6 protein-coding genes are annotated in these 23097 nt (G+C 74.3%); 1 reads left to right on the top strand and 5 read right to left on the bottom strand.

Translation table 11 applies throughout. The features are described from left to right. The first annotated feature begins 53 nt into the window (after positions 1–53). Positions 54–608, top strand: coding sequence for a YbaK/EbsC family protein (locus ACZ59A_RS32450; RefSeq protein WP_470966111.1), 555 nt, complete (start codon positions 54–56; stop codon positions 606–608). A gap of 3 nt (positions 609–611) precedes the next feature. Here ACZ59A_RS32450 and ACZ59A_RS32445 read toward each other — a convergent pair whose 3' ends face one another. The 5 genes from ACZ59A_RS32445 to ACZ59A_RS32425 form a co-directional block, all read right to left on the bottom strand. Next, positions 612–1112 carry a GNAT family N-acetyltransferase gene (locus tag ACZ59A_RS32445; RefSeq protein WP_470966109.1) on the bottom strand — a complete coding sequence of 167 codons (501 nt, stop codon included), beginning with the start codon at positions 1110–1112 and terminating at the stop codon, positions 612–614. A 41-nt stretch (positions 1113–1153) separates the two neighbouring features. Beyond that, complete coding sequence (locus tag ACZ59A_RS32440) at positions 1154–1564, bottom strand: CoA-binding protein (protein ID WP_470966106.1); 411 nt, start codon at positions 1562–1564, stop codon at positions 1154–1156. 89 nt (positions 1565–1653) lie between these two features. Further along, the gene (locus tag ACZ59A_RS32435; protein WP_470966104.1) at positions 1654–1857 is read right to left on the bottom strand and encodes an MbtH family protein; all 204 of its coding nucleotides are present in this window, start codon (positions 1855–1857) and stop codon (positions 1654–1656) included. Between the two features lie 44 nt (positions 1858–1901). Then, positions 1902–3176: an MFS transporter gene (locus ACZ59A_RS32430; protein ID WP_470966101.1), complete on the bottom strand. Its 1275-nt coding sequence runs from the start codon at positions 3174–3176 to the stop codon at positions 1902–1904. Beyond that, positions 3173–23092: a non-ribosomal peptide synthase/polyketide synthase gene (locus ACZ59A_RS32425; RefSeq protein ID WP_470966099.1), complete on the bottom strand. Its 19920-nt coding sequence runs from the start codon at positions 23090–23092 to the stop codon at positions 3173–3175. The genes ACZ59A_RS32430 and ACZ59A_RS32425 overlap by 4 nt, the downstream gene beginning before the upstream one ends. Positions 23093–23097: the final 5 nt, after the last annotated feature.

Here is a 23097-nt window from a genome sequence, read left to right as displayed (position 1 = left end):
AGGGCCCGGGAGGGCGGCCGTGGCACCCCGCCCGGCCTGCTAACTTGAGCCGCATGCCTACCCCGATGGATGCCTTCGACGAGGTCCGTCCCGCCGTGGAATGCCTGGACCTGCTGGCCGCCCCGGTCGCGGGCGCGCTGCGCGACTGGCGCGGCACCGGCCCGGTGGAGCAGGTGCTGTACGTGGACACCGACCCGGACAAGGCCGACACCGCCGTGCTCGTGGAGAACTACGGCTCCTGGCTGCTGGAGCAGTCCGCCAACTGCGTGGTGGTGGCCGGGAAGCGGGGCGGCGAGGTCACGCTCGCCGCGTGCCTGGTCCTCGCCCACACCCGAGCGGACGTCAACGGGGCCGTACGCCGCCAACTGGGCGCCCGCAAGGCGTCGTTCGCGCCTACGAGTACGGCGACCGGCGAGAGCGCCATGGAGTTCGGCGGCATCACCCCGATCGGGCTGCCCGCCGACTGGCCGCTCCTGCTGGACGCCGCCGTCGCCGACATCCCGTACGCGCTCATCGGCAGCGGCAGCCGCCGGGGCAAGCTCATCGTGCCGGGCAAGGTGCTCGCCGGGCTGCCCGGCGCGGTCGTGCTGGAGGGGCTGGCCGGGTAGCGGTCAGCCGCGGCGCCGGGACAGGTCCAGCGACAGCGCGGTGGAGTGCTCGGCGAAGCCCAGGCTCCGGTACAGCTCCTCGGCGTCGTCCGTGGCGTGCAGATCGACGCGGGTGACGCCCTGCCCGGCGAACCAGTCGAGCAGCGCCTCCGTCGTCGCGCGGGCATAGCCGCGGCCCCGGTAGCGCGGGTCGGTGCATACGTTGAAGATGAAGCCGAAATACCCGGCGGGGTGGCTGGGCGCGGGCAGCCGCTCCTCCACTCGCCCCACCGCGCACGCCGCCAGATGCGGCGCCCCGGGCCCGCCCCCGTCCGCGATGTCCCCGTCCACGACGAACGCGCCGAGCACGCGCTCCGGCTCGCTCAACTGCCGCCGGACGACCTCCTCGGCCCTCGCCTCCCAGGGCCCCGGCTCGTCCTCGCCGTGCATCGCGAGGAACATCAGGCGGCGCAGCCGCACCAGCTCGGCGGCGTCGGCGGGGCGGGCGGCACGTATCGGGATCATGGAGCGAAGCTAACCGCCGCGCCGCGTCGGCCCCAAACCCTTTAACGGCCCAGCCGCGGAAGCTCGATGGCGGGGCAGCGGTCCATCACCATCTCCAGCCCCGCCGCACGGGTCCGCTCGTACGCCGCCGGATCGACGACGCCGAGCTGGAACCACACCGCCTTGGCGCCGATCGCCACCGCCTGGTCGGCGACCGGCCCGGCCAGCTCGGAGTTGACGAACACATCGACCACGTCGACCGGAAACGGGACGTCGGCCAGCGTGGCGTACCCGGGTTCGCCGAGCACCGTCTCGGCCTTCGGGTGGACGGGCACGACGCGCTTGCCGTGGCGCTGGAGCACCCCGGCCACGCCATAGGCCGCGCGGGCCTGGTTGGAGGACAGACCGACGACGGCCCAGGTGTCTCCCAGCTCGCTCAGGATCGTGCGGATCGTCGCGGTGTCGCCGTACATGGGTTGCCTCCTGCGGGTGCGGTGTCCGGCCTCCTCGGCGGAAACGGACACCGCGCCCCGGAGATTCCCCGGCGGGTGCCGGGGGCCGTTCAGGAGGGCGAGTCGGCCATGCGCTCGCGCAGGCTGCGGGGCCGCATGTCGGTCCACACCTCGTCGACGTAGGCCGAGCACTCGTCCTTGGTGCCCTCCTTGCCGACGGTCTGCCAGCCGTCGGGGACGTCGAGGTCGGCGGGCCACAAGGAGTACTGGTCCTCGTCGTTGCGGAGCACCTGGTAGCGGGCGTTGTCGTCCATCGTCTTTCTCCTTTTTCGGTACTGATTTCTCGCGGATACGGTTCTCAGGTCCCCGTCGGCTCGTTGCCGGACGGGGCGTTCGGGGACAGCCCGCGCAGGGTCGGGCTGGCGGTGGCGAGGACGGCCGCGGCGGCCATCCCGGCCGAGCACACCAGGATCGCCCGGTCGCCCGGCAGCCCCTGGGTGAGCAGGCCGCCCAGCGCGGGGCCCGCGGCGCCCGCGGCGCCGCAGGCCAGGGCGAGGACGCTGGTGAGCCTGCCGCGCAGCTCGTCCGGGGTGCGCAGCAGCTGGTCCGTCATGATCGCGGTGTTCGCGGTGGGCGGGAACAGCGCCATCAGGGCGAAGAGCACGCCGGTCAGATAGCCGCTGTGCACGAAGGCGGCGACCGGGGTGAGCACGGCCAGCGCCCAGAACACCGCCACGATGGCGCGGTAGGAGCCGAGGCGGCTGTGGAGTACGGGCGCGGCGAACGCGCCGAGGACCCCGCCCACCCCGAGCATGGCCGCCATCACCCCGACTTCCCCGGAGGGCACCCCCCGGGTTCCGGCGAGCACGATGACGACGAGGTAGAAGGCGCTGAAGAACAGGTTCAGCACGACCGCGCACAGGATCGTGACCCGGATCCGCCGCTCCCGCCACACCCACCGCAGGCCGGTCAGCATCTCGTGGCCGAGCCTGCCGGGCGGGGTGGCGGGCCGCTCCCGCTTCGGCAGCCGGAGGAAGAGCAGCGCGACGAACGAGAGGGTGTGCATGACGGCGTCGGCCAGGAAGGGGACGAAGCGCCCCACGGCGAACAGGAACCCGCCGGTGGCGGTGCCCGAGAGCTGCCCCATCGACGCCCGCGCCGTGTTCATCGAGACCGCCGCGGGCAGCTGGGCGTCGTCCACCAGCAGCGGCAGCGCGGCGTTCTCCGCCGGTTCGAAGAGGGCGGCGGCGGCCCCGAACACCGCGGCGACGGCGACCATGTGCGGCACGGTGGCCGCGTCGCTCCACACCGCGACGACCAGGCTGACGGCGGACACCGCCTGGGCCGCCTCACAGCCGAGCATGATCGTTTTGCGGTCGTAGCGGTCCACCAGGACACCGGCCGGAAGCCCGGCCACCATCTGGGCGGCGGCGATCGTGCCCATCACCAGACCGGAGGCGGCGCCCGAGCCGGTGAGCGCCAGGACCAGCAGCGGGAACGCGATCATCGTCGCGTGGAAGCCGAACTCCGACAGCGCCTGGCTGCCCCACAGCAGCCGGTAGCCGCGGTTGCGCGACAGCGGCAGCGGCGGGTCCACCGGGGGCGCCGCGGGGGCGGCGCGGTGCCCGGTCATACGGCACCCCGGCAGTCCTGGGCGATACGGCGCAGCGCGTCCGCGAAGTCCGCGGCCACCGCCGCCACGGTCGACTCTTCGTGGACGCCCGGACGGTAGTACCAGGTGAAGCCGAGCCGTCCGTTCTGCACCGCGCCTACGACCTCCAGCAGATGCGAGCCGCCCTCGCGCGGGTCGTGGTCCTGGCCGAAGGAGCCGTGTTCGGCGTGGACGAGGCCGTCCTTGGCCTCGGCGGAGCGGGCGTCCCACTGGCCGAGGTAGTTGAACACGACCTGGGGCCCGTCGCCGGTGCCGGTCAGCCGCTCCCGTACGGCGGCCGTGCCGAAGGTCCGCAGCGCCCCGAAGCCGAAGCCGTTGCCGGGGACGGCCCGCAGATGACGCCGGACCGACTTGACCAGGCCGCGCCAGTCGACGGACGCGGAATCCCGGGCGGCGGGCAGGTCGAAGGAGACCGGGTACATCGTGGTGAACCAGCCCACCGTACGGGAGAGATCGGCGCCCTCGATGACGTCCTCGCGCCCGTGGCCCTCCAGTTCGACGGAGATCCGGTCCCGGCCGGTCCAGCGCGACAGGGCCAGCGCCAGGGCGGCCAGCAGCACATCGTTGATGCGGGTGCGGTAGGCGGTGGGGGCCGCGCGCAGCAGCGCCTCCGTATCCGCCTCGTCGATCTCCACCGGAACCGCCCGGGTCTCGGCCCCCGGGGCGGACGACTCGTGGTCGACCGGCAGCGGCCGCGCGTCCAGCGCCGCGGCCCAGTGGTCGGCCTCGTGGTCCAGGGCGCCGTCCGCGACCTGCTCGGCGAGCTGCCGGGCCCAGTCCCGGAACGAGGTCGTCTTGGTCCCGAGGTCGACGGTCGCGCCGCGCGCGCTCTGCTGATACGCGGTGTCCAGGTCGTCCAGCACGATCCGCCAGGACACCCCGTCGATGACCAGATGATGCGCGGTCAGGAAGAGGAAGGGCCGCCGGTCGTCGCCGAACCGGAAGAGCGCGGCCTTCAGCAGCGGACCGCTGCCGAGGTCGAAGCCCGCGTGCAGGGCGTCGGCCGTCTTCTCCATCGCCGCGTCCGCCTCGTGCGGCGGCAGCCCCGACAGGTCGTACCGGGCGAGGACGGCCGCCGGTTCGGGCTCCGGGTTGTACTGCCGCCACGCGCCGTCCTCTTCGGTGAACCGCATCCGCAGCGCGTCATGGTGGGTGAGGAGGGCGGCCAGCGCCCGTTCCAGCGCGGCTTCGTCCAGCTGCTGGTCCAGCTCCAGCAGGGTGGACTGGTTGAAGTGGTGCGGGTTGACGGTGTGGGTGGCGAAGAACCAGCGCTGGATCGGGGTGAGCGGCAGGGCACCGGTCACCGGTTCCGCACCGCCCTCCTCCTGTTCCGTCGTCGCCACCGCGGCCAGGGCGGCCACCGACTGATGGGTGAAGAGGTCCTTGGTGGACACCCGCAGCCCCGACTGGCGGGCGCGGGAGACGACCTGGATGCTCAGGATGGAATCCCCGCCGAGGTCGAAGAAGTTGTCGTGCACGCCGACCCGGTCCAGCCCGAGGACGTCCGCCCAGATCGCCGCGATCCGGCTCTCCATCGGGGTGCGCGGCGCGACATGGTCCGCGCCGGGGGCCGGTGCCGGATCCGGATCGGGCAGGGCGCGCCGGTCCACCTTTCCGTTGGGGGTGAGCGGCAGCTCCGCCAGGGTGGCGAACGCCGTCGGCACCATGTGGGGCGGCAGGGTCCGGCCCAGGAAGTCGCGCAGCGACGCGGCGGTCGGCGCGCTGTCCTCCGCCGGAACCACATAGCCGACCAGGCGCTTCAGCCCGGACGGATGCTCGGGCGTGGGCCCGCTGTCCCACACGGCCACCACCGCCTCGCGCACCTCGGGGCTGCGCCGCAGCGCGCTCTCCACCTCGCCCGGCTCGATCCGGAAGCCCCGCACCTTGACCTGGTCGTCGGCCCGGCCGACGAACCGCAGCTCGCCGTCGGCGGTCCAGCGCACCACATCGCCCGTGCGGTACATCCGCCCGCCCGCGGGGCCGAACGGATCGGCCAGGAAGCGGGAGGCGGTCAGCCCGGGGCGGCCCAGATAGCCGCGTGCCAGACCGGCCCCGGCCACGTACAGCTCCCCGGCCACGCCCACCGGAACCGGGCGCAGCGCGGAGTCCAGCACATAGGCCCGGGTGTTCCGGATCGGCCCGCCGATCGGCGGCACCCCGGAACCGGCGGTCAGGGGCCCGGACCAGGTGCTCACCACGGTCGCCTCGGTCGGACCGTACGAGTTGATCATCCGGCGTCCCGGGGCCCAGCGGTCCACCAGTTCGGCGGAGCACGCGTCACCGCCGACGATCAGGGTGCGCAGCTCCGGGACACCGGCCCCCTCCGGCACGGTGGCCAGCGCCGCCGGGGGAATGAGGGCGTGGGTGATCCGGTGCTCGGTCAGCACCTGGGCCAGCCGCTCGCCCAGCAGCGGTCCCTCCTCCGCGACGACGAGCGCCGCACCCCTCGGCAGGGATACGCACAGCTCCAGTACGGAGGCGTCGAAGCTCGGCGAGGCGAACTGCAGGACGCGGTCCCCGGCCCGGACGTCGTAGCGTGCCGCGGCGGCGGCCGAGAAGCTCGCCAGCCCCGCGTGGGTGACCACGACCGCCTTGGGCACTCCGGTGGACCCGGAGGTGTAGATGACGTACGCCGGATGGTCCGGGGTCAGCCCCCGCGCGGCGGGCGGATCGGCGGGACCGTCCCCGGCCCACACCGACGCCGGGTCGTCCAGGACCACCAGGGGCTCGGAGTCGCGCAGCATGAACGCCACCCGCTCCGCCGGGTAGTTGGGGTCGACCGGCAGGAACGCGCCGCCCGCCTTCACCACCGCCAGCTGGGCCACCACCATCTCCACCGACCGCGGCAGCACCAGCGCCACCAGCTTCTCCGGCCGCACACCGCGCCCGATGAGCCGGTGCGCCAGCCGGTTCGCGGCCGTGTCCAGCTCGGCGAAGGTGAGCGTGCCCGCCCCGTACCGCACGGCCGTGGCGTCCGGGGACACCGCGGCCTGCCGCGCGAACAGCTCGGCCAGCGTGGCCGGGGGTACGGGGTGCCCGGTGGCGTTCCACTCGACGAGGGTCCGCCGCAGCTCGGCCGGGGTGGCGAGCGGCAGCGCGCCCACCGCCCGGTCCGGGTCGTCGGCGATGCCGGTGAGGAGCGTACGGAGGGCGGCGCCCATCCGCTCGGCCGTCGGCGCGTCGAACAGGTCGGTGCTGTAGCTGATCAGCCCGCGCAGTACGCCCCCGTCGGCCTCGGCGAACTCCAGCGTGAGGTCGAAGCTCGCGGTGCTGGTCTCGGGGGCGATGTCCGCCAGCGCGAGACCGGGCAGGTCCAGCGGCCCGCCGGGGATGTTCTGGAGCACCACCATCGCCTGGAACAGCGGTGTCCGGCTGGTGTCCCGGGTGGGCTGCACCTCGTCCACCACCCGCTCGAACGGCACGCTCTGGTGGGCGAAGGCGTCCAGGACGGTGCCGCGCACATCGGCCAGGAGATCGGTGAAGCCCCGCTCGGGGTCGACCGAGGAGCGCAGCACCAGCGTGTTGACGAAGAAGCCGATCAGATGCTCCGCCTCGGCGCGCTCCCGCCCCGAGGTGACCGTTCCCACGGTGATGTCCTCCTGGCCCGACAGCCGGGCCAGGAGCACCTGGGCCGCCGCCACCAGCGTCATGAAGAGGGTCGTGCCACGGGCCTGTCCGTACTCCTTGAGACGCCGGTTCACGGCCGCGGGCACCTCGAACTCCGCCGTCGCGCCGTGTCCGCTCCGCACCGCCGGACGGGGCCGGTCGGTGGGCAGCTCCAGCGGCTCGACATGGCTCAACTGCCGCTTCCAGTACGTCAGTTGTTCGTCGGTCTGCGGACCGGACAGCTCGGTGCGCTGCCAGGCCGCGACGTCGGCGTACTGCACCGGAAGCGGTGGCAGCGCCGCCGCCTCGCCGCTGGACGCCGCCCGGTACAGCTCGCGCAGATCGCCGAGGAGCACACCGGTGGACCAGCCGTCGGTGATGATGTGGTGCAGCGTCAGGGTGAGCGCGTGGTCCTCGGCGCCCAGCCGGATCAGCCCGGTCCGCAGCAGCGGGCCGCGCCGCAGGTCGAACGGGCGCTCCCGCTCCCGCGCCAGCAACTCCGTCAGCTCCGCCTCCCGCCGTTCGGCGGGGAGGTCCGACAGATCGTGCCGGGCGAGCGGGACCGGGGCGGGCTCGTGCACGATCTGCACGCCGCGCCCGTCCACCGCGTCGAAGGTGGTGCGCAGCGACTCGTGCCGGGCCACCAGCGCGGTCAGCGCGTCCTCCAGCGCCCGGACGTCGAGGGTGCCGCGCATCCGCAGCGCCAGCGGGGTGATGTACTCGGTGCTGTCCGGTGCGAAGGAGTCCAGGAACCACAGGCGTTGCTGGGGATACGACAGCGGCAGCTCCGCGTCCCGGGGCACCGGTGTGATCGGCGTGGACCTGCCGTCCGTACGGCCGCTCGCCTCGGTGAGGGCGGTGGCGAGGGCGGCCACGGTCGAGTGGGTGAACACCAGCCGGGGCGAGATCTCCGCCCCGAACGCCTCCCGCAGCCGCGAGGTGAGCCGGATGCTGAGGATGGAGTCACCGCCGAGGGCGAAGAAGTCGTCCTCGGCGCCGACCCGTTCGACCCCCAGCACCTCGGTCAGGATCAGCGCCGTGCGCCGCTCGGCCTCGTCACGCGGAGCGACGTAGGCCGCCCGGTCCGGGGCGGGACCGGGGGCGGGCAGCGCCGCGCGGTCCAGCTTGCCGTTGCGGCTCAGCGGCAGCGCGTCCAGCAGGACGACCGCGGACGGGACCATGTAGTCCGGCAGCCCGGCCGCCACATGGGCGCGCAACTCCGCGCCGTCCACGGCCGGTTCACCGCCCAACACCACATACGCCACCAGCCGCTTCACCCCGGGACGGTCCTCTCGGGCCACCACCGCCGCGTCCGCCACCCCGGGGTGCGCGGTCAGCACGCTCTCCACCTCGCCCGGCTCGATCCGGAAGCCCCGGACCTTCACCTGGTGGTCGGCGCGGCCGACGAACTCCACCGTGCCGTCCGGCCGCCGCCGCGCCAGGTCGCCGGTGCGGTACATCCGCTCCCCGGCGGGCCCGTACGGATCGGCGAGGAAGGCCGCCGCCGTCGCGCCGGGCCGCCCCAGATAGCCGCGGGCCACGCCCTCACCCGCGACGAAGAGCTCCCCGACGACACCCGGCGGGACGATCCGCAGCCGCGCGTCCAGGACGTACGCCCGCATGTTGTCCAGCGGCCCGCCGATCGGCACCACCTCGGGCACCCGGTCGGCCTCGGACATCGGGAAGGCCGTCCCGAACGTCGTCGTCTCGGTCGGCCCGTACCCGTCCACCACGGTCAGCCCGGGGCAGGCCGCGAGCACCCTCCGTACGGCCGCCGCGGGCACCACATCGCCACCGGTCCACACCTCGCGCAGTCCCGCGAAAGACTCCGGGGCGTCCTGCGCCAGCAGCCGGAACAGCCCGGCGGTCAGCCACAGGCCCGTCACGCCGTCGGCGGCCACCAGCCGCCGCAGCGCCGCCGCGTCCAGCTCACCCGGCGGGGCCACCACCACCCGGCCGCCGCGCAGCAGCGGCACCCACACTTCGTAGGTGGCGGCGTCGAACGCCACCGGGGAGTGCAGCGGCACCCGTTCGTGCCCGCCGCTGGCGAACGCCCGGTGGAAGGCGAGCGCCGCCACATCGCGGTGGCGCACCCCCACGCCCTTCGGCACCCCGGTCGACCCGGAGGTGAACATCACGTACGCCAGGTTGTCCCGGTCCGCCGCCACGACCGGCGGTGTCCGCTCGCCGTCGCGCGCGGCGGCCACCTCGTCCGCGGTCAGCACGGTCTTCGCGGCCGTCTGCTCCAGCAGCTCCCGCTGCCGTGCGCGCGGCGCGCGGGCGTCCACCGGTACGTACACTCCGCCCGCCTTGACCACCGCGAGCTGCGCCACGACGAGTTCGGCCGACCGGTCCATGAGCAGCGCCACCCGCTCCTCGGCCCGCACCCCCGACTCGGCGAGTACGGCGGCGAGTTGACCGGACCACGCGTCGAGGTCGCGGTAGCTCAGCGCGGTGTCGCCGTCGGTGACGGCGAGGGCGTCCGGGGTGCGCGCGGTCTGCTCGGCGAACAGCTCCGCGAGCGAGCCCGTGGGCAGTGGCCGGGCGGTGTCGTTCCCCTCCCGCACCGCCCGGCGCTCCTCGGCGCCGGTCAGCAGCCGCAGATCGTCCAGGGTGCGCCCGGCGCCGTCGGCGATACCGGTCAGGAGCGTCCCCAGATGGCGCGCGGCCCGCTCCGCCGTCGCCGCGTCGAACAGCGCGGGATCGTAGGCGATGTCGAACCCGAGCCGGTCGCCGAGGTAGGCGCGCAGGCACAGCGGGAAGTTCGTGGCGTCCTCGGCCCGCACCTCCCGGATGGCGATCCCGGCGCCGGACGCCGAATCCTCGTCGAAGGGGTAGTTCTCGAAGACCACCATGGAGTCGAACAGCGCCTCGGCGGCGGGCAGTTCGCTCAGGGCCTGGATCCGGGAGAGGGCGACGAAGTCGAAGCGGCGGGACTCGCTCTGCTGCTCCTGGAGCTCCCGCAGCCACCGCACCACGTCGCGGCCGCCGTCCGCCACGGCCCGGGTGGGGACCGTGTTGATGAACATGCCGACCATCGTCTCCACCCCCGGCAGCCCGTCCGGGCGCCCCGAGGCGGTCGTGCCGAACACCACGTCGCTCTCGCCGCTGTACCGGGACAGCAGCAGCGCCCAGGCGCCCTGCACCACCGTGTTGACCGTCAGCCCGCGGCTCCGGGCCGTCTCGCGCAGCCGCGCGGACACCTGAGGGGTCAGCTCCAGCCGGGTCAGCGCGCCCGAGGTGGCGCGGTGCGCCTCCCGGGGCGGCCGGTCGTACGGCAGTGGGGTGCGGGCGCCGAAGCCCGCCAGGACGTCCCGCCAGTGCCGCTCGGCCCGCTCCCGGTCCTGCTCACCCAGCCAGCGCAGGAAGTCCCGGAACGGGCGGCGCGCGGGCGGCTGCACGGTGCGGCCCTCGGTGAGCGCCGCGTAGTACGCGCACACCTCGGCGAAGATCTGCCCGGTGGACCAGCCGTCGAGCATCAGATGGTGAGAGGTCCACACCAGCATGATCTCGTCGTCGGTCAGCCGCGCCACCGCGATCCGGGTCAGCGGCGCCTCGGTCAGCTCCATCCCGGCCGCCCGGTCCTCGGCCAGCAGCCGCTCCAGTGCGGCCTGTCGCCCGTCCGGGGAGAGGTCACGCCAGTCGTGCCGGGCGGTGGGCAGTACGGCCTGCCTGCGCACCACCTGGACCGGCTCCTCCAGCTCCTCCCAGCGGACCTCGCTGCGCAGCACCGGTGTCCGGTCCACGACCCGCTGCCAGGCGGCGGCGAACGCGTCCGGGTCGGCGATTCCGCCGATGCGCAGCGCGATCTGGTCGAAGTAGGCGCCCTGGGTGTCGACCAGGCCGTGGAAGAGCATGCCCGCCTGCAGCGGGGTCAGCGGATAGACGTCCTCCACGTCCCTGCCGTCGCCCGCGATTATGTCCACCCGGCGCTGGTCGAGCCGGGCGAGCGGGAAGTCGGAGGGGGTACGGCCGCCCGCGCCGGGCTCCGCGCAGTGCGCGACGATCTCCCGCAGCGCGGCGACCACGTCCTCGGCGAGGCGGCGCACGGTCGCCTCGTCGTACATCTGGGCCGGATAGGTCCAGCCCAGCTCCAGACGGCCGCCCTGGACGGCTCCGGTGACCTCCAGCAGATACGTACGGGTCTCGCCGTCCGGCGCGTCCCGGCCGGTGGCGGGCAGGGCGGCCCGGATGAGTCCGGAGGCGTCTTCCTCGGCGGCGACATCCCACTGACCGTGGTAGTTGAACCCGATCTGCGGGGCCGGACCGCCCGCCAGTTCCGCGCCCGCGCCGGGGGAGAGGTGGCGCAGCGCGCCGTGACTCAGCCCCCGGTGCGGGACGGCGTGCAGCTGCTCCTTGACGGACCTGAGCAGCTCCCGCCAGTCCGCGTCCGGCGCGACGGTCAGCGCGAGCGGGAACTCGGCGGTGAACCAGCCGACCGTACGGGACAGGTCCAGCTCGTCGAAGAGGTCCTCGCGGCCGTGGCCCTCCACCCCGATCAGCACGGTGTCGCCGCCGGTCCAGCGGGCCAGGCTCCGGCCGAGCGCGCTGAGCAGCACATCGTTGATCTGGGTGCGGTAGACGTCCGGGACGTCGCGCAGCAGCGCGTCGGTCTCGGCGCGGCTGAGGCGAGTGGTCACCGTGGCCGCCGTCTCCTGGGTGTTGGCGCCCCGGCGGTCGACGGGCAGCGGGGCGGGCGTGGTGTGCGCGGTGCGCTGCCAGTACGCCAGGTCGCCGTCCAGCCCGCCGGACCGCGCGTGTTCCGCCAGCCGGGCCGCCCAGTGCGCGTAGGCGCTGCTCGCCGGGGGCAGAGCGGGCGTGGCTCCGGCCGCGGCGTGGGCGTAGGCGGTTTCCAGATCGCCCAGCAGGACGCGCCAGGACACGCCGTCGACCACCAGATGGTGGACGGTGAGCAGCAACTCGGGCGGCCGCTGCGGACCGTAGGTGAACAGCAGGGCCCGCAGCACCGCGCCCTCGGCGATGTCCAGACCGGTCTGGGCCGCGATCGTGGCCTCCCGCATGGCGCGCGCCCGCGCCTCGTCGCCGGCGAGGCCGGACAGATCGTGCCGTTCGAGGAGTGGACCGGGCGCGGTGGCCAGGACCTCCTGCCGCCACTGGCCGTCGATGACGAGGAACCGGGTGCGCAGCGCCGCGTGGTGCGCCACAGCTGCGTCCACCGCCCGCCGCAGGGCCGCCTCGTCGAGGCCGTCGGCGAGCCGCAGCCGCTGGGTCATGGTGAAGTGGTGCGGATCGCCGGGCCGCCGCCCGTCGAGGTACCAGTGCTGGATCGGGGTCAGCGGCGCCGGGCCCGCCGGGGGACCGGCCGGGGCGCGGTCCTCCGCCGGGGCGGCCCCGACGCTCAACCCGAGTTCCGCGATGGTCTGGTGGCGGAAGACATCCTTGGAGGTGATCCGCAGCCCGGCCTGGCGGGCGCGGGAGACGATCTGGATGCTGAGGATCGAATCGCCGCCCAGGGCGAAGAAGTTGTCCTCTACCCCGATCCGCGGGGTGCCCAGCACCTCGGACCACACGCGCGCGAGCACGGTTTCCGTCTCGGTGCGCGGCGCCACGTACGCGCTCTCCGCGTCCGGTTGCGCGGGCGGCACGGGCAGCGCCCGCCGGTCGACCTTTCCGGCGTCGTTACGGGGCATCCGGTCCAGCGTCACGAAGGCCGCCGGGACCATGTAGTCGGGCAGGCTCTCCTTGAGCCGGGCGCGCAGTTCCACCGCGCCGGGCGCGGCTTCGGGCGCGGTGGCCACGAGGTAGCACACCAGCCGCCGGTGGCCGGTGTCCTCCCGGGCCACCACCACGGCGTCCTCGACCGCCGGGTGGTCCAGCACGGCGGCCTCGATCTCACCGGGCTCGATGCGGAAGCCACGGATCTTGACCTGCTCGTCGGTGCGGCCGAGGAATTCGAGCACCCCGTCCGCCGTCCAGCGGGCCCGGTCGCCGGTGCGGTACATCCGGGAGCCGGGCGGACCGTACGGGTCGGGGACGAAGTGGCACGCGGTCAGCCCCGGTCGGCCCCGGTAGCCGCGCACGACCTGGGCACCGGCCAGATGCAGTTCGCCCGGCACCCCGGGGGGTACAGGGCGCAGCGCCGCGTCCAGCACGTACGCCCGCAGGTTGTGGCCGGGGCGCCCGATGAGCGGCCGGTCCCCGAGGTCGGCCAGGCGCCCGTACACCGCGTCGACGGCGCACTCGGTGGGCCCGTAGAAGTTGTACGCGGCCACCCCGGGCACCGCGCGCAGCTCCCGCCACAGCGGCGCCCCGAGCGCCTCGCCGCCCACCATGACGATCCGGGGCCGGTGGCGGCCGTCGAACAGCCCGGCGGCCATCAGCTCGTGGAGATACGAGGGGGTCAGGTCGAGGAAGTCCAGCTCCCGGGCGCCGATCAGCTCCACCAGCGCGTCCGGGTCGAGCCGTACCGCGTCGTCGATCAGATGCACCTCCTGGCCCGCGGCCAGGAACACCGCGCCCTCCCAGGAGGTGTCGAAGGAGAAGGCGGCGGTCAGCGCCGCGCGCAGCGGACGGCCCGCCTCGGCGGCGTGCGGCGCGATGAGCCCGGCGAGGTGGTCGTGGCAGAGGTTGACCAGCTGGTGGTGTTCGACGGCGACGCCCTTGGGACGGCCGGTGGAACCCGAGGTGTAGTTGATGTACGCGGTGTTCGCGGGGCGCAGCGGGGAGCGCCGGTCCCGGTCGGTGGGATCGGTGGCGGGCAGATCGCCCAGCGGCGCGTCGCGCAGCGCCTCGGGGGTGAGGACCACCTCGGGGCCCGAGTCCTCCAGCAGGAACCGGGCACGCTCGGCGGGCAGTTCCGGGTCGAGGTACAGATACGCGCCGCCCGCCTTGAGGACCGCGAGCTGGGCCACCATCAGGTCGGCGCCGCGCGGCAGCCTGACCGCGACCACCCGCTCGGGACCGGCCCCCAGGCCGATCAGATGGTGGGCCAGCCGGTTGGCGCGGGCGTTCAGCCCGGCGAAGTCGAGGGTGGCATCGGGGGCCACCAGCGCCGTGGCGTGCGGGGTGCGGGCGGCCTGCTCCTCGAAGTGGCGCGGGAAGGTGGTGTCCGGCACCGGGAGCGCGGTGGCGTTCCACTCCTCCAGCACGGTGTGGCGCTCCCGCGCGGTCAGCAGCGGCAGTTCGCCCACCGGGCGGCCCGGGTCCTCCGCCACCGCCTCCAGCAGCAGCCGCAGCTGGTCGGTCATCCGCCGCACGGTCGCCGCGTCGAACAGGTCGGTGTTGTACTCCACGTACCCGGTGAGGGCGCCCTGGTGGGCCACGAAGTCGAAGCCGAGGTCGAAGGCGGCGGTCCGGCTCGGGATCCGCACGGCCTCCACGGCGAGCCCGGGCAGGCTCGGTACCTCGGCTCCCAGGTTGTGCAGCGCCACCGTCACCTGGAACAGCGGGGTGCGGCTGGTGTCCCGCTCCGGCTGGAGCGTGTCCACGATCCGCTCGAACGGCACGTCCTGGTGGGCGAAGGCGGTAAGGACGGTGTCCCGCACCTCCCGGAGGAGTTCGCCGAACGGGCGTTCCGCGCGCACCCGGCCGCGCAGCACGAGCGTGTTCACGAACATCCCGACCAGGCGCTCCAGCTCGGGGCGCTCCCGCCCCGAGGTCACGGTACCCACCGCGATGTCCTCCTGCCCCGACCAGCGTGCCAGGAGCACCTGGCAGGTGGCGAGCAGGGTCATGAAGAGGGTGCTCTCGCTGTGCCGCCCGGTCTCGCGGAGCCGGTCCACCAGACCCGCGTCCAGGGTGAAGTCGAGCAGCGCCCCGTTCTTGGTCTGCACGGCCGGGCGCGGCCGGTCGGTCGGCAGCTCCAGCGGGGCCAGGTCGGCGAGCGTCTTGCGCCAGTGGTCCAGCTGCGGTTCCACGGTGGCGGCCCCGCCGTCCGGGTCGCGCTGCCAGGCCGCGTAGTCGGCGTACCCCAGCGGCAGCGGGGGCAGCTCCGGGCTCCGGCCTTCGCGCGCCGCGGTGTACAGCTCGCTCAGATCGTCGCTGAGGACGGCGGTGGACCAGCCGTCGGTGACGATGTGATGCATCGTCAGCGTGAGGACGTGTTCCTCGTCGTCCAGCCCGATCAGGGACGCCCGCAGCAGGGGGCCGGTGGCCAGGTCGAAGGGGGTGGCGCCCGCCCGCTCCAGCAGCCGCTCCAGCTCCCGTTCGCGCTCGGCGGCGGGGAAAGCGGTCAGGTCGTGGCGCGACAGCTCCACCGCGTACGGGTCGTGGATCCGCTGCACACCGCGGCCGTCCATCTCGGCGAACGTGGTCCGCAGCGGCTCGTGCCGGGCCACCAGGCCGTCGAGCGCGGTGCGCAGGGCACCGGTGTCGAGCGGGCCGCGCAGCCGCAGCGCGAACGGGGTCACATACTCGGTGTCGCGGTCGTCGAAGCCGTCCAGGAACCACAGGCGCGCTTGCGCGTACGACAGCGGCAGGTCCGCCCCGCCCCGCGCCACGGCCGGGATCATCCCGCCCGGGGCGGCGCCGTCCGGGGCGCTCAAGGCGGCGGCGAGGGCGGCGACGGTGGCATGGGTGAACAGCGACCGCGGCGAGACGTCGGTGCCGAAGGCGGTGCGCAGCCGGGAGGCCACCCGGATGGCGAGGATCGAATCGCCGCCCAGGGCGAAGAAGTTGTCCTCCGCCCCCGCCTCCTCGACCCCCAGGACCTCGGCCCACACCCGGGCCACCGTGGCTTCCGCCTCGGTGCGCGGGGCGATCCGCTCGGCGCCCGTTGCGAGGCCGTCCGCGCGCGGGGCGGGCAGCGCCGCCCGGTCCAGCTTGCCGTTGGCGGTCAGCGGCAGGGTGGCCAGCGGGACGTAGGCGGCCGGAATCATGTGCTCGGGCAGGGTCCGCCCGAGGAATTCCCGCAGCTCGGCGGCGGACGGCGGCGCGTCCTGACCGGTGGCCACGGTGTAGGCCACCAGCCGCCGGTGGCCGGTGTCCTCGCGCACGGTCACCACCGCGTGGGCCACGCCCGGATGCGCGGTCAGGGCGGCCTCGATCTCACCGGGTTCGATCCGGAAACCGCGGATCTTCACCTGGTCGTCGGCGCGGCCCAGATACTCCAGCTCGCCGTCCGCGCTCCACCGGGCCCGGTCGCCGGTGCGGTACATCCGGCTCCCCGGCGCGCCGAACGGGTCGGCGACGAAACGGGACGCGGTCAGCCCCGGACGGCGCAGATAGCCACGGGCCAGCCCCGCGCCCGCCACGTACAGCTCGCCCACCGCGCCCGGCGGCACCGGTTCGAGAGCCGCGTCGAGGACGTAGATCCGCAGGTCGGGGATGCCGGTGCCGATGCCGCTGCCGGTGGCCCCGGCCGCGGTGGCACGGTCGAGCGCGACATGGGTGACGTGCACGGTGGTCTCGGTGATGCCGTACATGTTGACCAGGACGGGCGCGGTGTCCGCGTGCCGCGCGTACCAGCCCTCCAGACGGCGCGGGTCGAGCGCCTCACCGCCGAAGACCACCGTACGCAGGCTCAGCCGCGACCCGGGACGCTCTTCGTCCGCCCGCATCAGCGCGTAGAAGGCCGACGGCGTCTGGTTGAGCACCGTCACCCGCTCATCCGCCAGCAGCCGCAGGAACTCCTCCGGGGAGCGCGAGACGGCGTACGGGACGACCACGAGCCGGCCGCCGTGCAGCAGCGGCCCCCAGATCTCCCAGACGGAGAAGTCGAAGGCGTAGGAGTGGAACAGCGTCCACACATCGCTCGCGTCGAACGAGAACCACGCTTCGGTCTGCGAGAACAGCCGGACCACGTTGGCGTGCGGGATGACCACGCCTTTGGGCATCCCGGTCGACCCCGAGGTGTAGATGGCGTAGGCCGGGCTGTCCGGCAGCGGCCGCGCGGCGGCCGGGACGGTGGCGGGGCGGTCCCGCAGATCGGCGGCCACGCCCCTGTCGTCCAGGCACAGCCGGGGCACGGCGGTGTCCGCCGCGATCCGCTCGGCCAGGTCGGTGGTGGTCAGCAGCAGTACGGGTTCGGTGTCGGCGAGCATATGGGCGATCCGCCCGGCGGGCTGGTCCGGGTCGATCGGCAGATACGCCGCCCCGGTCTTCAGCACGGCCACGATCGCCACGATCATGTCGGGCGAGCGGGGCAGGGCCAGCGCCACATACCGCTCCCGCGCCGCGCCCCCGGCGGCGAGCCGGTGGGCCAACCGGCCCGCCCGCGCGTCGAGTTCCGCGTACGACAGCGACTCCGCGCCGCAGGTGACGGCGGTCGCGTCCGGGGTACGGGCGGCCTGCTCCTCGAACAGGTCCACCACGGTCCGCTCCGGCGCGCTCCGCGCGGAGCCGTTCCACTCGACCAGGATCCGCCGCTGCTCCTCGGCCGTCAGCCACGGCAGGGCCCGCAGCGGACGGTCGGGGTCCGCCGCGATCTGGGTCAGCAGCTGGCACAGCCGGTCCGTGAGGGCTTCCGCGGTGCGTGCGTCGAACAGCTCCGGGTCGTAGCCGAGGTCGAAGCCGAGCCGGTCGGACAGATGGGCCCGCAGGCTCAGCGGGAAGTTCGTGGCGTCGGTCGAGTGGACGTCGAGGATCCGCAGCCCGGCCTCGCGCGCCGAGGAGTCGTCGAAGGGGTAGTTCTCGAACGCCACCATGCTGTCGAAGAGCGGCGTACCGGCCGGGACCTCGCTCCAGGCCGACAGCTGGGCCAGCGACACGGATTCGAAGCCCCGCGAACCGGCCTGCGCCACCTGGAGTTCCCGCAGCCACTCCACGGTGTTCCGGGTGCCGTCGACCCGTACCCGGGTGGGCAGGGTGTTGATGAACATGCCCACCATGGACTCGACCCCGGCCAGCTCCGCCGGGCGGCCCGAGACGGTGGTGCCGAACACCACGTCGCCCTCACCGCTGTACCGGGACAGCAGCAGCGCCCAGGCGCCCTGCACGATCGTGTTGACCGTCAGGCCGCAGCGCCGGGCAGCCGCGCGCAGCTGCGCCGACACCCCGGCGCCCAGCGCCACCGCCACGGTCGCCGAGGACCCGGCCCGGTGGGACTCCAGCGGCTTGCGGTCGTACGGCAGCGGAGTCGGCGCGGTGACCCCCGCGAGCAGCGCCCGCCAGTGCTCCTCGGCCTCCCGCCCGTCCTGGCGGTCCAGCCAGTGCAGATAGTCGCGGAACGGCCGCCGGGCGGTCAGCGCCGGGAGCTCTCCCCGGGCCGCCGCGGCGTACCGCTCGCACACCTCGGTGAAGACCTGGGCCAGACTCCAGCCGTCCAGGATCAGATGGTGCGAGGTCCAGATCAACTCCAGCCGGTCGCCAGGAAGCTGGATAAGCGTCAGCCGCATCAGCGGCGGCGCCGTCAGCTCCAGACCGAGCGCCAGATCCTGTTCCCGGAGCCGGTCCAGTTCGGCCGCGCGCCGCTCCTCCGGCAGCTCCCGCCAGTCCACGTGGGTGACGGGCACGGCGGCCCGGTGCCGTACGAACTGCACGGGCCGCTCGACGTCCTCCCACACCACGCCGCTGCGCAGCACCGGGGTGCGGTCGACCGTCTGCTGCCAGGCGAGGGCGAACGCCCGCGGGTCGCCCACCCCGGCCAGGGTCAGGGTGGCCTGGTCCAGATAGACATCGTTCCCGTCGCCCACCAGACGGTGGAAGAGCATGCCTTCCTGCAGCGGGGTCAGCGGATAGACGTCCTCGGTCCCGCGCCCGTCCCCGACCAGCCGGTCCACGCCCGCCTGGTCCAGCCGGGCGAGCGGGAAGTCGGACGGCGTACGGCCGCCCGCGCCCGGCTCGGCGCAGTGGCCGACGATCTCCCGCAGCGCCGCCAGCATCGCGTCCGCGAGCCCGCGCACCGTGCTCTCGTCGTGGACGCGGTCGGAGTAGAGCCAGGTCAGCTCCAGTTCCCCGGCGGCCACCACGCCCGACACATCGAGCGCATAGGTCGAGGGCTCATCGGCGGCGAGATCCCGCCCCAGGGCCTCGCCGGTGAGGGTGAACGCGTCGTCGCCGGTGACGGAGTCCCACTGGCCGTGGTAGTTGAAGCAGATGCCCGGCAGCGGGGCGTCGCGCAGCACACGGGCGGGGGAGCCGGGCGCGCTCAGATGGGCCAGCGCCTCGTAGCTCAGGCCCCGCCGGGGCAGCGCCCGCAGCTGCTCCTTCACGGACTTCAGGACCGGGCCCCAGCCGCCCCCGGGCAGGGTGAGCGCCACCGGGTACTGGGTGGTGAACCAGCCGACGGTCCGGGACAGTTCGGCGGTGTCGTCGATCTCCTCCCGGCCGTGGCCCTCCATCGCCACCAGCACCCGGTCGGTGCGCGTCCAGTCGGCGAGCACCCGGCCGAGCGCGCTCATCAGGACGTCGTTGATCTGCGTCCGGTACACCCCGGGCACCCGGCGCAGCAGCGCGTCGGTCGTGTCGTGGTCCAGCCGCACCCGGACCGTGCGGGTGGTTCCGGCGGTGGCGCTGCCCGGGCGGTCCACCGGCAGGTCCGGGCCGCCCGCGCGCGCCACGCCCTCCCAGTACGGCAGGTCGCCGTCCAGCTCCCCGGCCAGCACATGGCCGCTCAGCCGGTGGGCCCAGCGGGTGAAGGAGGTGCCGACCGGGTCCAGCCGCACCGGCTCCCCGGCCGCGGCCTGCCGGTACGCGGCCTCCAGATCACCGAGCAGGATGCGCCAGGACACGCTGTCCACGGCCAGGTGGTGCGCGGTCAGGAACAACCGCGGCCGGGCCCCCGCGCCGCGCAGGATCAGCGCGGCGCGCAGCAACGCGCCCGTGGTGAGGTCGAGTTCGGCGCGGGCGGCCTCGGCGGCCGCCTCGGCCGCGGCGCGCAGCGCGTCGCCCTCCAGCCCCGACAGGTCGTGGCGGCGGACCAGCGGCCCCGCCACCGGGCCGTCGGCGTGCTGGCGCCACTCGCCGCCGTCGCCGTCGCGTACGAACCGGGTCCGCAGCGCCGGATGGTGGGCGGCGACCGCGTCCAGAGCGGTGTTCAGCGCGGTCTCGTCCACGTCGTACGGCAGGTCCACGACCATCGACATCGTGAAGTGGCGCAGCGGGCCGTGGGTGGCGAAGAACCAGTGCTGGATCGGGGTCAGCGGCGCCGGACCCGTCGGCTCTTCGGCATCGTCCTCGGCGCCGGGCGCGGTGCGCGGGGCGATCGCGGCCGCCAGGTCGGCGATCGTCTGGTGCAGGAACACGTCCCGGGAGTTGAGCCGTAGCCCGGCCTGGCGCGCCCGGGAGACGGCCTGGATGCTGAGGATCGAGTCGCCGCCGAGTTCGAAGAAGTTGTCGGACACCCCGACCGTCCCGGCGCCCAGCACCTCGGCCCAGATCCGCGCCAGCTCCTCCTCCACCGGGGTACGCGGGGCCAGATAGGCGTTCTCCCGGCGGTCGGCGTCGGGCCGTGGGGCGGGCAGCGCCCGCCGGTCGAGCTTGCCGCTCGTGGTGAGCGGCATGGCGTCGAGGGCGAGGAAGGCGCCGGGCACCATGTGGCCCGGCAGCGTGCGCTTCAGGGCCGCCCGCAGCTCCTGCGCGGTGGGCGGTTCGGTGGCGGCGGCCGGTACGTAGTAGGCGGCCAGCCGTGCGTGGTCGCGCTCGTCGGTCACGGCCACCACGGCCGCCTCGGCGACGGACGGCAGATCGAGCAGCGCGGCCTCGATCTCGCCCGGTTCGACCCGGTGGCCGCGGATCTTCACCTGGTCGTCGGCGCGGCCGAGGTAGTCCAGCTCCCCGGTGGCGGTCCAGCGGGCCACATCGCCGGTGCGGTACATCCGGCCGCCCGCGGGCCCGAACGGATCCGCCACGAAGCGCGCGGCGGTGAGCCCCGCGCGGTGCGGATAGCCGCGCGCGAGCTGGTCACCCGCGAGATACAGCTCGCCCGCGACCCCGGCCGGGACGGGCCGGAGCCGGGTGTCGAGCACGTACGCGCGCAGATTGCCCAGCGGCCGTCCCACCACCGGACGCCCGGCGCCGCCGATCCGGGCTGCGAGCGCGTCGACGGTGCACTCGGTCGGACCGTAGAAGTTGTACGCCGTGGTGCCGGGCGCCTCCGCCAGCTCCCGCCACAGCGTCTGCCCGATGGCCTCGCCGCCCAGCATCAGAACCCGGGGCCGGTGCCGGGCGTCGGTGAGCAGCCCGGCCGGGAGGAGCTGCCGCAGATACGACGGGGTGAGGTCGAGGAAGTCGATCCGGTGCCCCGCGATGTGGTCCACCAGCGCGGCCGGATCGAGCCGGGTGGTCTCGTCGATCAGGTGCAGCTCATGGCCGTCCGCCAGGAGCAGCAGCCCCTCCAGCGAGGTGTCGAAGGAGAACGACGCGGTCAGCGCGGCGCGCAGCGGACCGCCGCCCGCTTCGGCCACGAAGCCGTGGCGGTGGCCCACCAGCAGGTTCACCATGGCCTGGTGCGCCACGGCCACGCCCTTGGGGCGGCCGGTGGAGCCGGAGGTGTAGATGATGTAGGCCGCGCCGTCCGGGTGCAGCGCGGCGGTCCGGTCCGCGTCGGTGGGGTCGGTCCGGGGCAGCGTGGCGGGGACCGCGCGTACGGCCGCCTCGTCCAGCACCAGCATCGGCCGGGCGTCGTCGAGGAGGAACGCGACGCGCTCCTCGGGGAGTTCGGGGTCGATGGGCAGATAGACGCCGCCCGCCTTGAGGACGGCGAGGATCGCCACGACCATGTCGGCGGTGCGCGGCAGCCTCACCCCGACGATCCGCTCGGGGCCGACGCCCTGCCCGATCAGCTGGTGCGCCAGCCGGTTGGCGGCCGCGTTGAGCGCCGCGAAGTCGTACGTCTCCTCCCCGGCGACCAGGGCCGTCGCCGCCGGGGTACGGGCCGCCTGCGCCTCGAACACGGCGGGGAACGTCGTCGGCTCCGTGCCCAGGGCGGGACCGCGCTCCCACTCCGCCACCCGCCGCCTCTCGTCCTCCGTCAGCAGCGGAAGCTCCCGCAGCGGCCGGTCCGGCTCGGCGCTCGCCGCGTCGAGCAGCACCAGCAGATGCCCCGCCATCCGCTCGGCGGTCTCCCCGTCGAACAGCTCGGTGCTGTACTCCAGCAGCCCGCGCAACTCCCCGTCGTCCTCCACGAATTCCACGCTGAGGTCGAAGGTGGACGACTGCCGGGGCACATCGACGCTCGTCGCCGTCAGCCCGGCCGGGCGGGGCGTGCCCCGCGGGGCGCTGTGCAGCAGCACCATGACGTCGAACAGCGGGTTGCGCCCGGCGTCCCGGCGCGCCCCCACGGCCTCCACCAGCCGCTCGAACGGCGTCTCGTCGTGCGCGAACGCGTCGAGGACCGTCGTACCGGCGGTGTCGATCAGCTCGCGGTACGAACGCGAGACGTCGACCCCGGAACGCAGCACCACGGTGTTCACGAAGAACCCGACGGCGCGCTCCAGTTCGGTGCGGCCACGGCCGGACGTGACGGTGCCCAGCGCGATGTCGTCCTGCCCCGACCAGCGGGCGAACAGCCCCTGGCACGCGGCGACCAGCACGGTGAACAGGGTGGTGCGCCGCTCCGCCGCCAGCTCCTTCAGCCGCGCCGCGACCCGGCGGTCCACAGTGAACTCGTGCACCGCGCCCGCCGAGGTGCGCATCTTGGGCCGGGGCCGATCGGTGGGCAGCTCCAGCGGGACGGTGTCGGCGAGCCGCCCCTTCCAGTAGTCGAGCTGCTTGTCGAGGGCGGCCCCGGAGAGCCGCTTCCGCTGCCACACCGCGAAGTCCGGGTACTGCACCGCAACCGGCGGCAGGTCGGCCGACCCGTCCCCGTACAGCGCGCACAGCTCGTCCAGCAGGATGCCCATGGACCAGCCGTCGGTGACGATGTGATGGGCGGTGAGCAGCAGGACGTGCTCCTCGTCGGCCAGCCGGACCAGCAGCGCCCGCAGCAGGGGCCCGGTCCGCAGGTCGAACGGGCGGGAGTACTCGGCGAGCAGTGTGTCGTCCAGCGCTCCGGGGTCGCCGGTGAGGCCGGCCACCGGCAGCGGAACCGCGGTGGCCTCGCGCACCACCTGCGTCGGCTGCCCGTCACCGTCCTCGAATACGGTCCGCAGCGCCTCGTGGCGCTCCACCAGGGCATCGAGCGCCCGGGAGAGCGCGGCCAGGTCCAGGGCGCCGGTCAGCCGCAGGGCGACCGCGCTGTTGTAGCCCGCCTCGTCGGGCTGGAGGGTGTGCAGGAACCACAGCCGCGCTTGCGCGAAGGACAGCGGCAGGGGCGGTGTGCGGTCCGCGCGGGGGATCGCCCCGCGTCCGGCCTTGCCCGCCAGACGGCGGCGCAGGGCTTCCCGCATTTCCTCGGGCAGGGCGGAGGCGCGGCTGTTCCTCGAAGACGTCATCTTGT

Source organism: Streptomyces sp. NPDC040405 (assembly GCF_055595765.1).
This window is presented reverse-complemented; position numbering and strand designations above follow the sequence as displayed.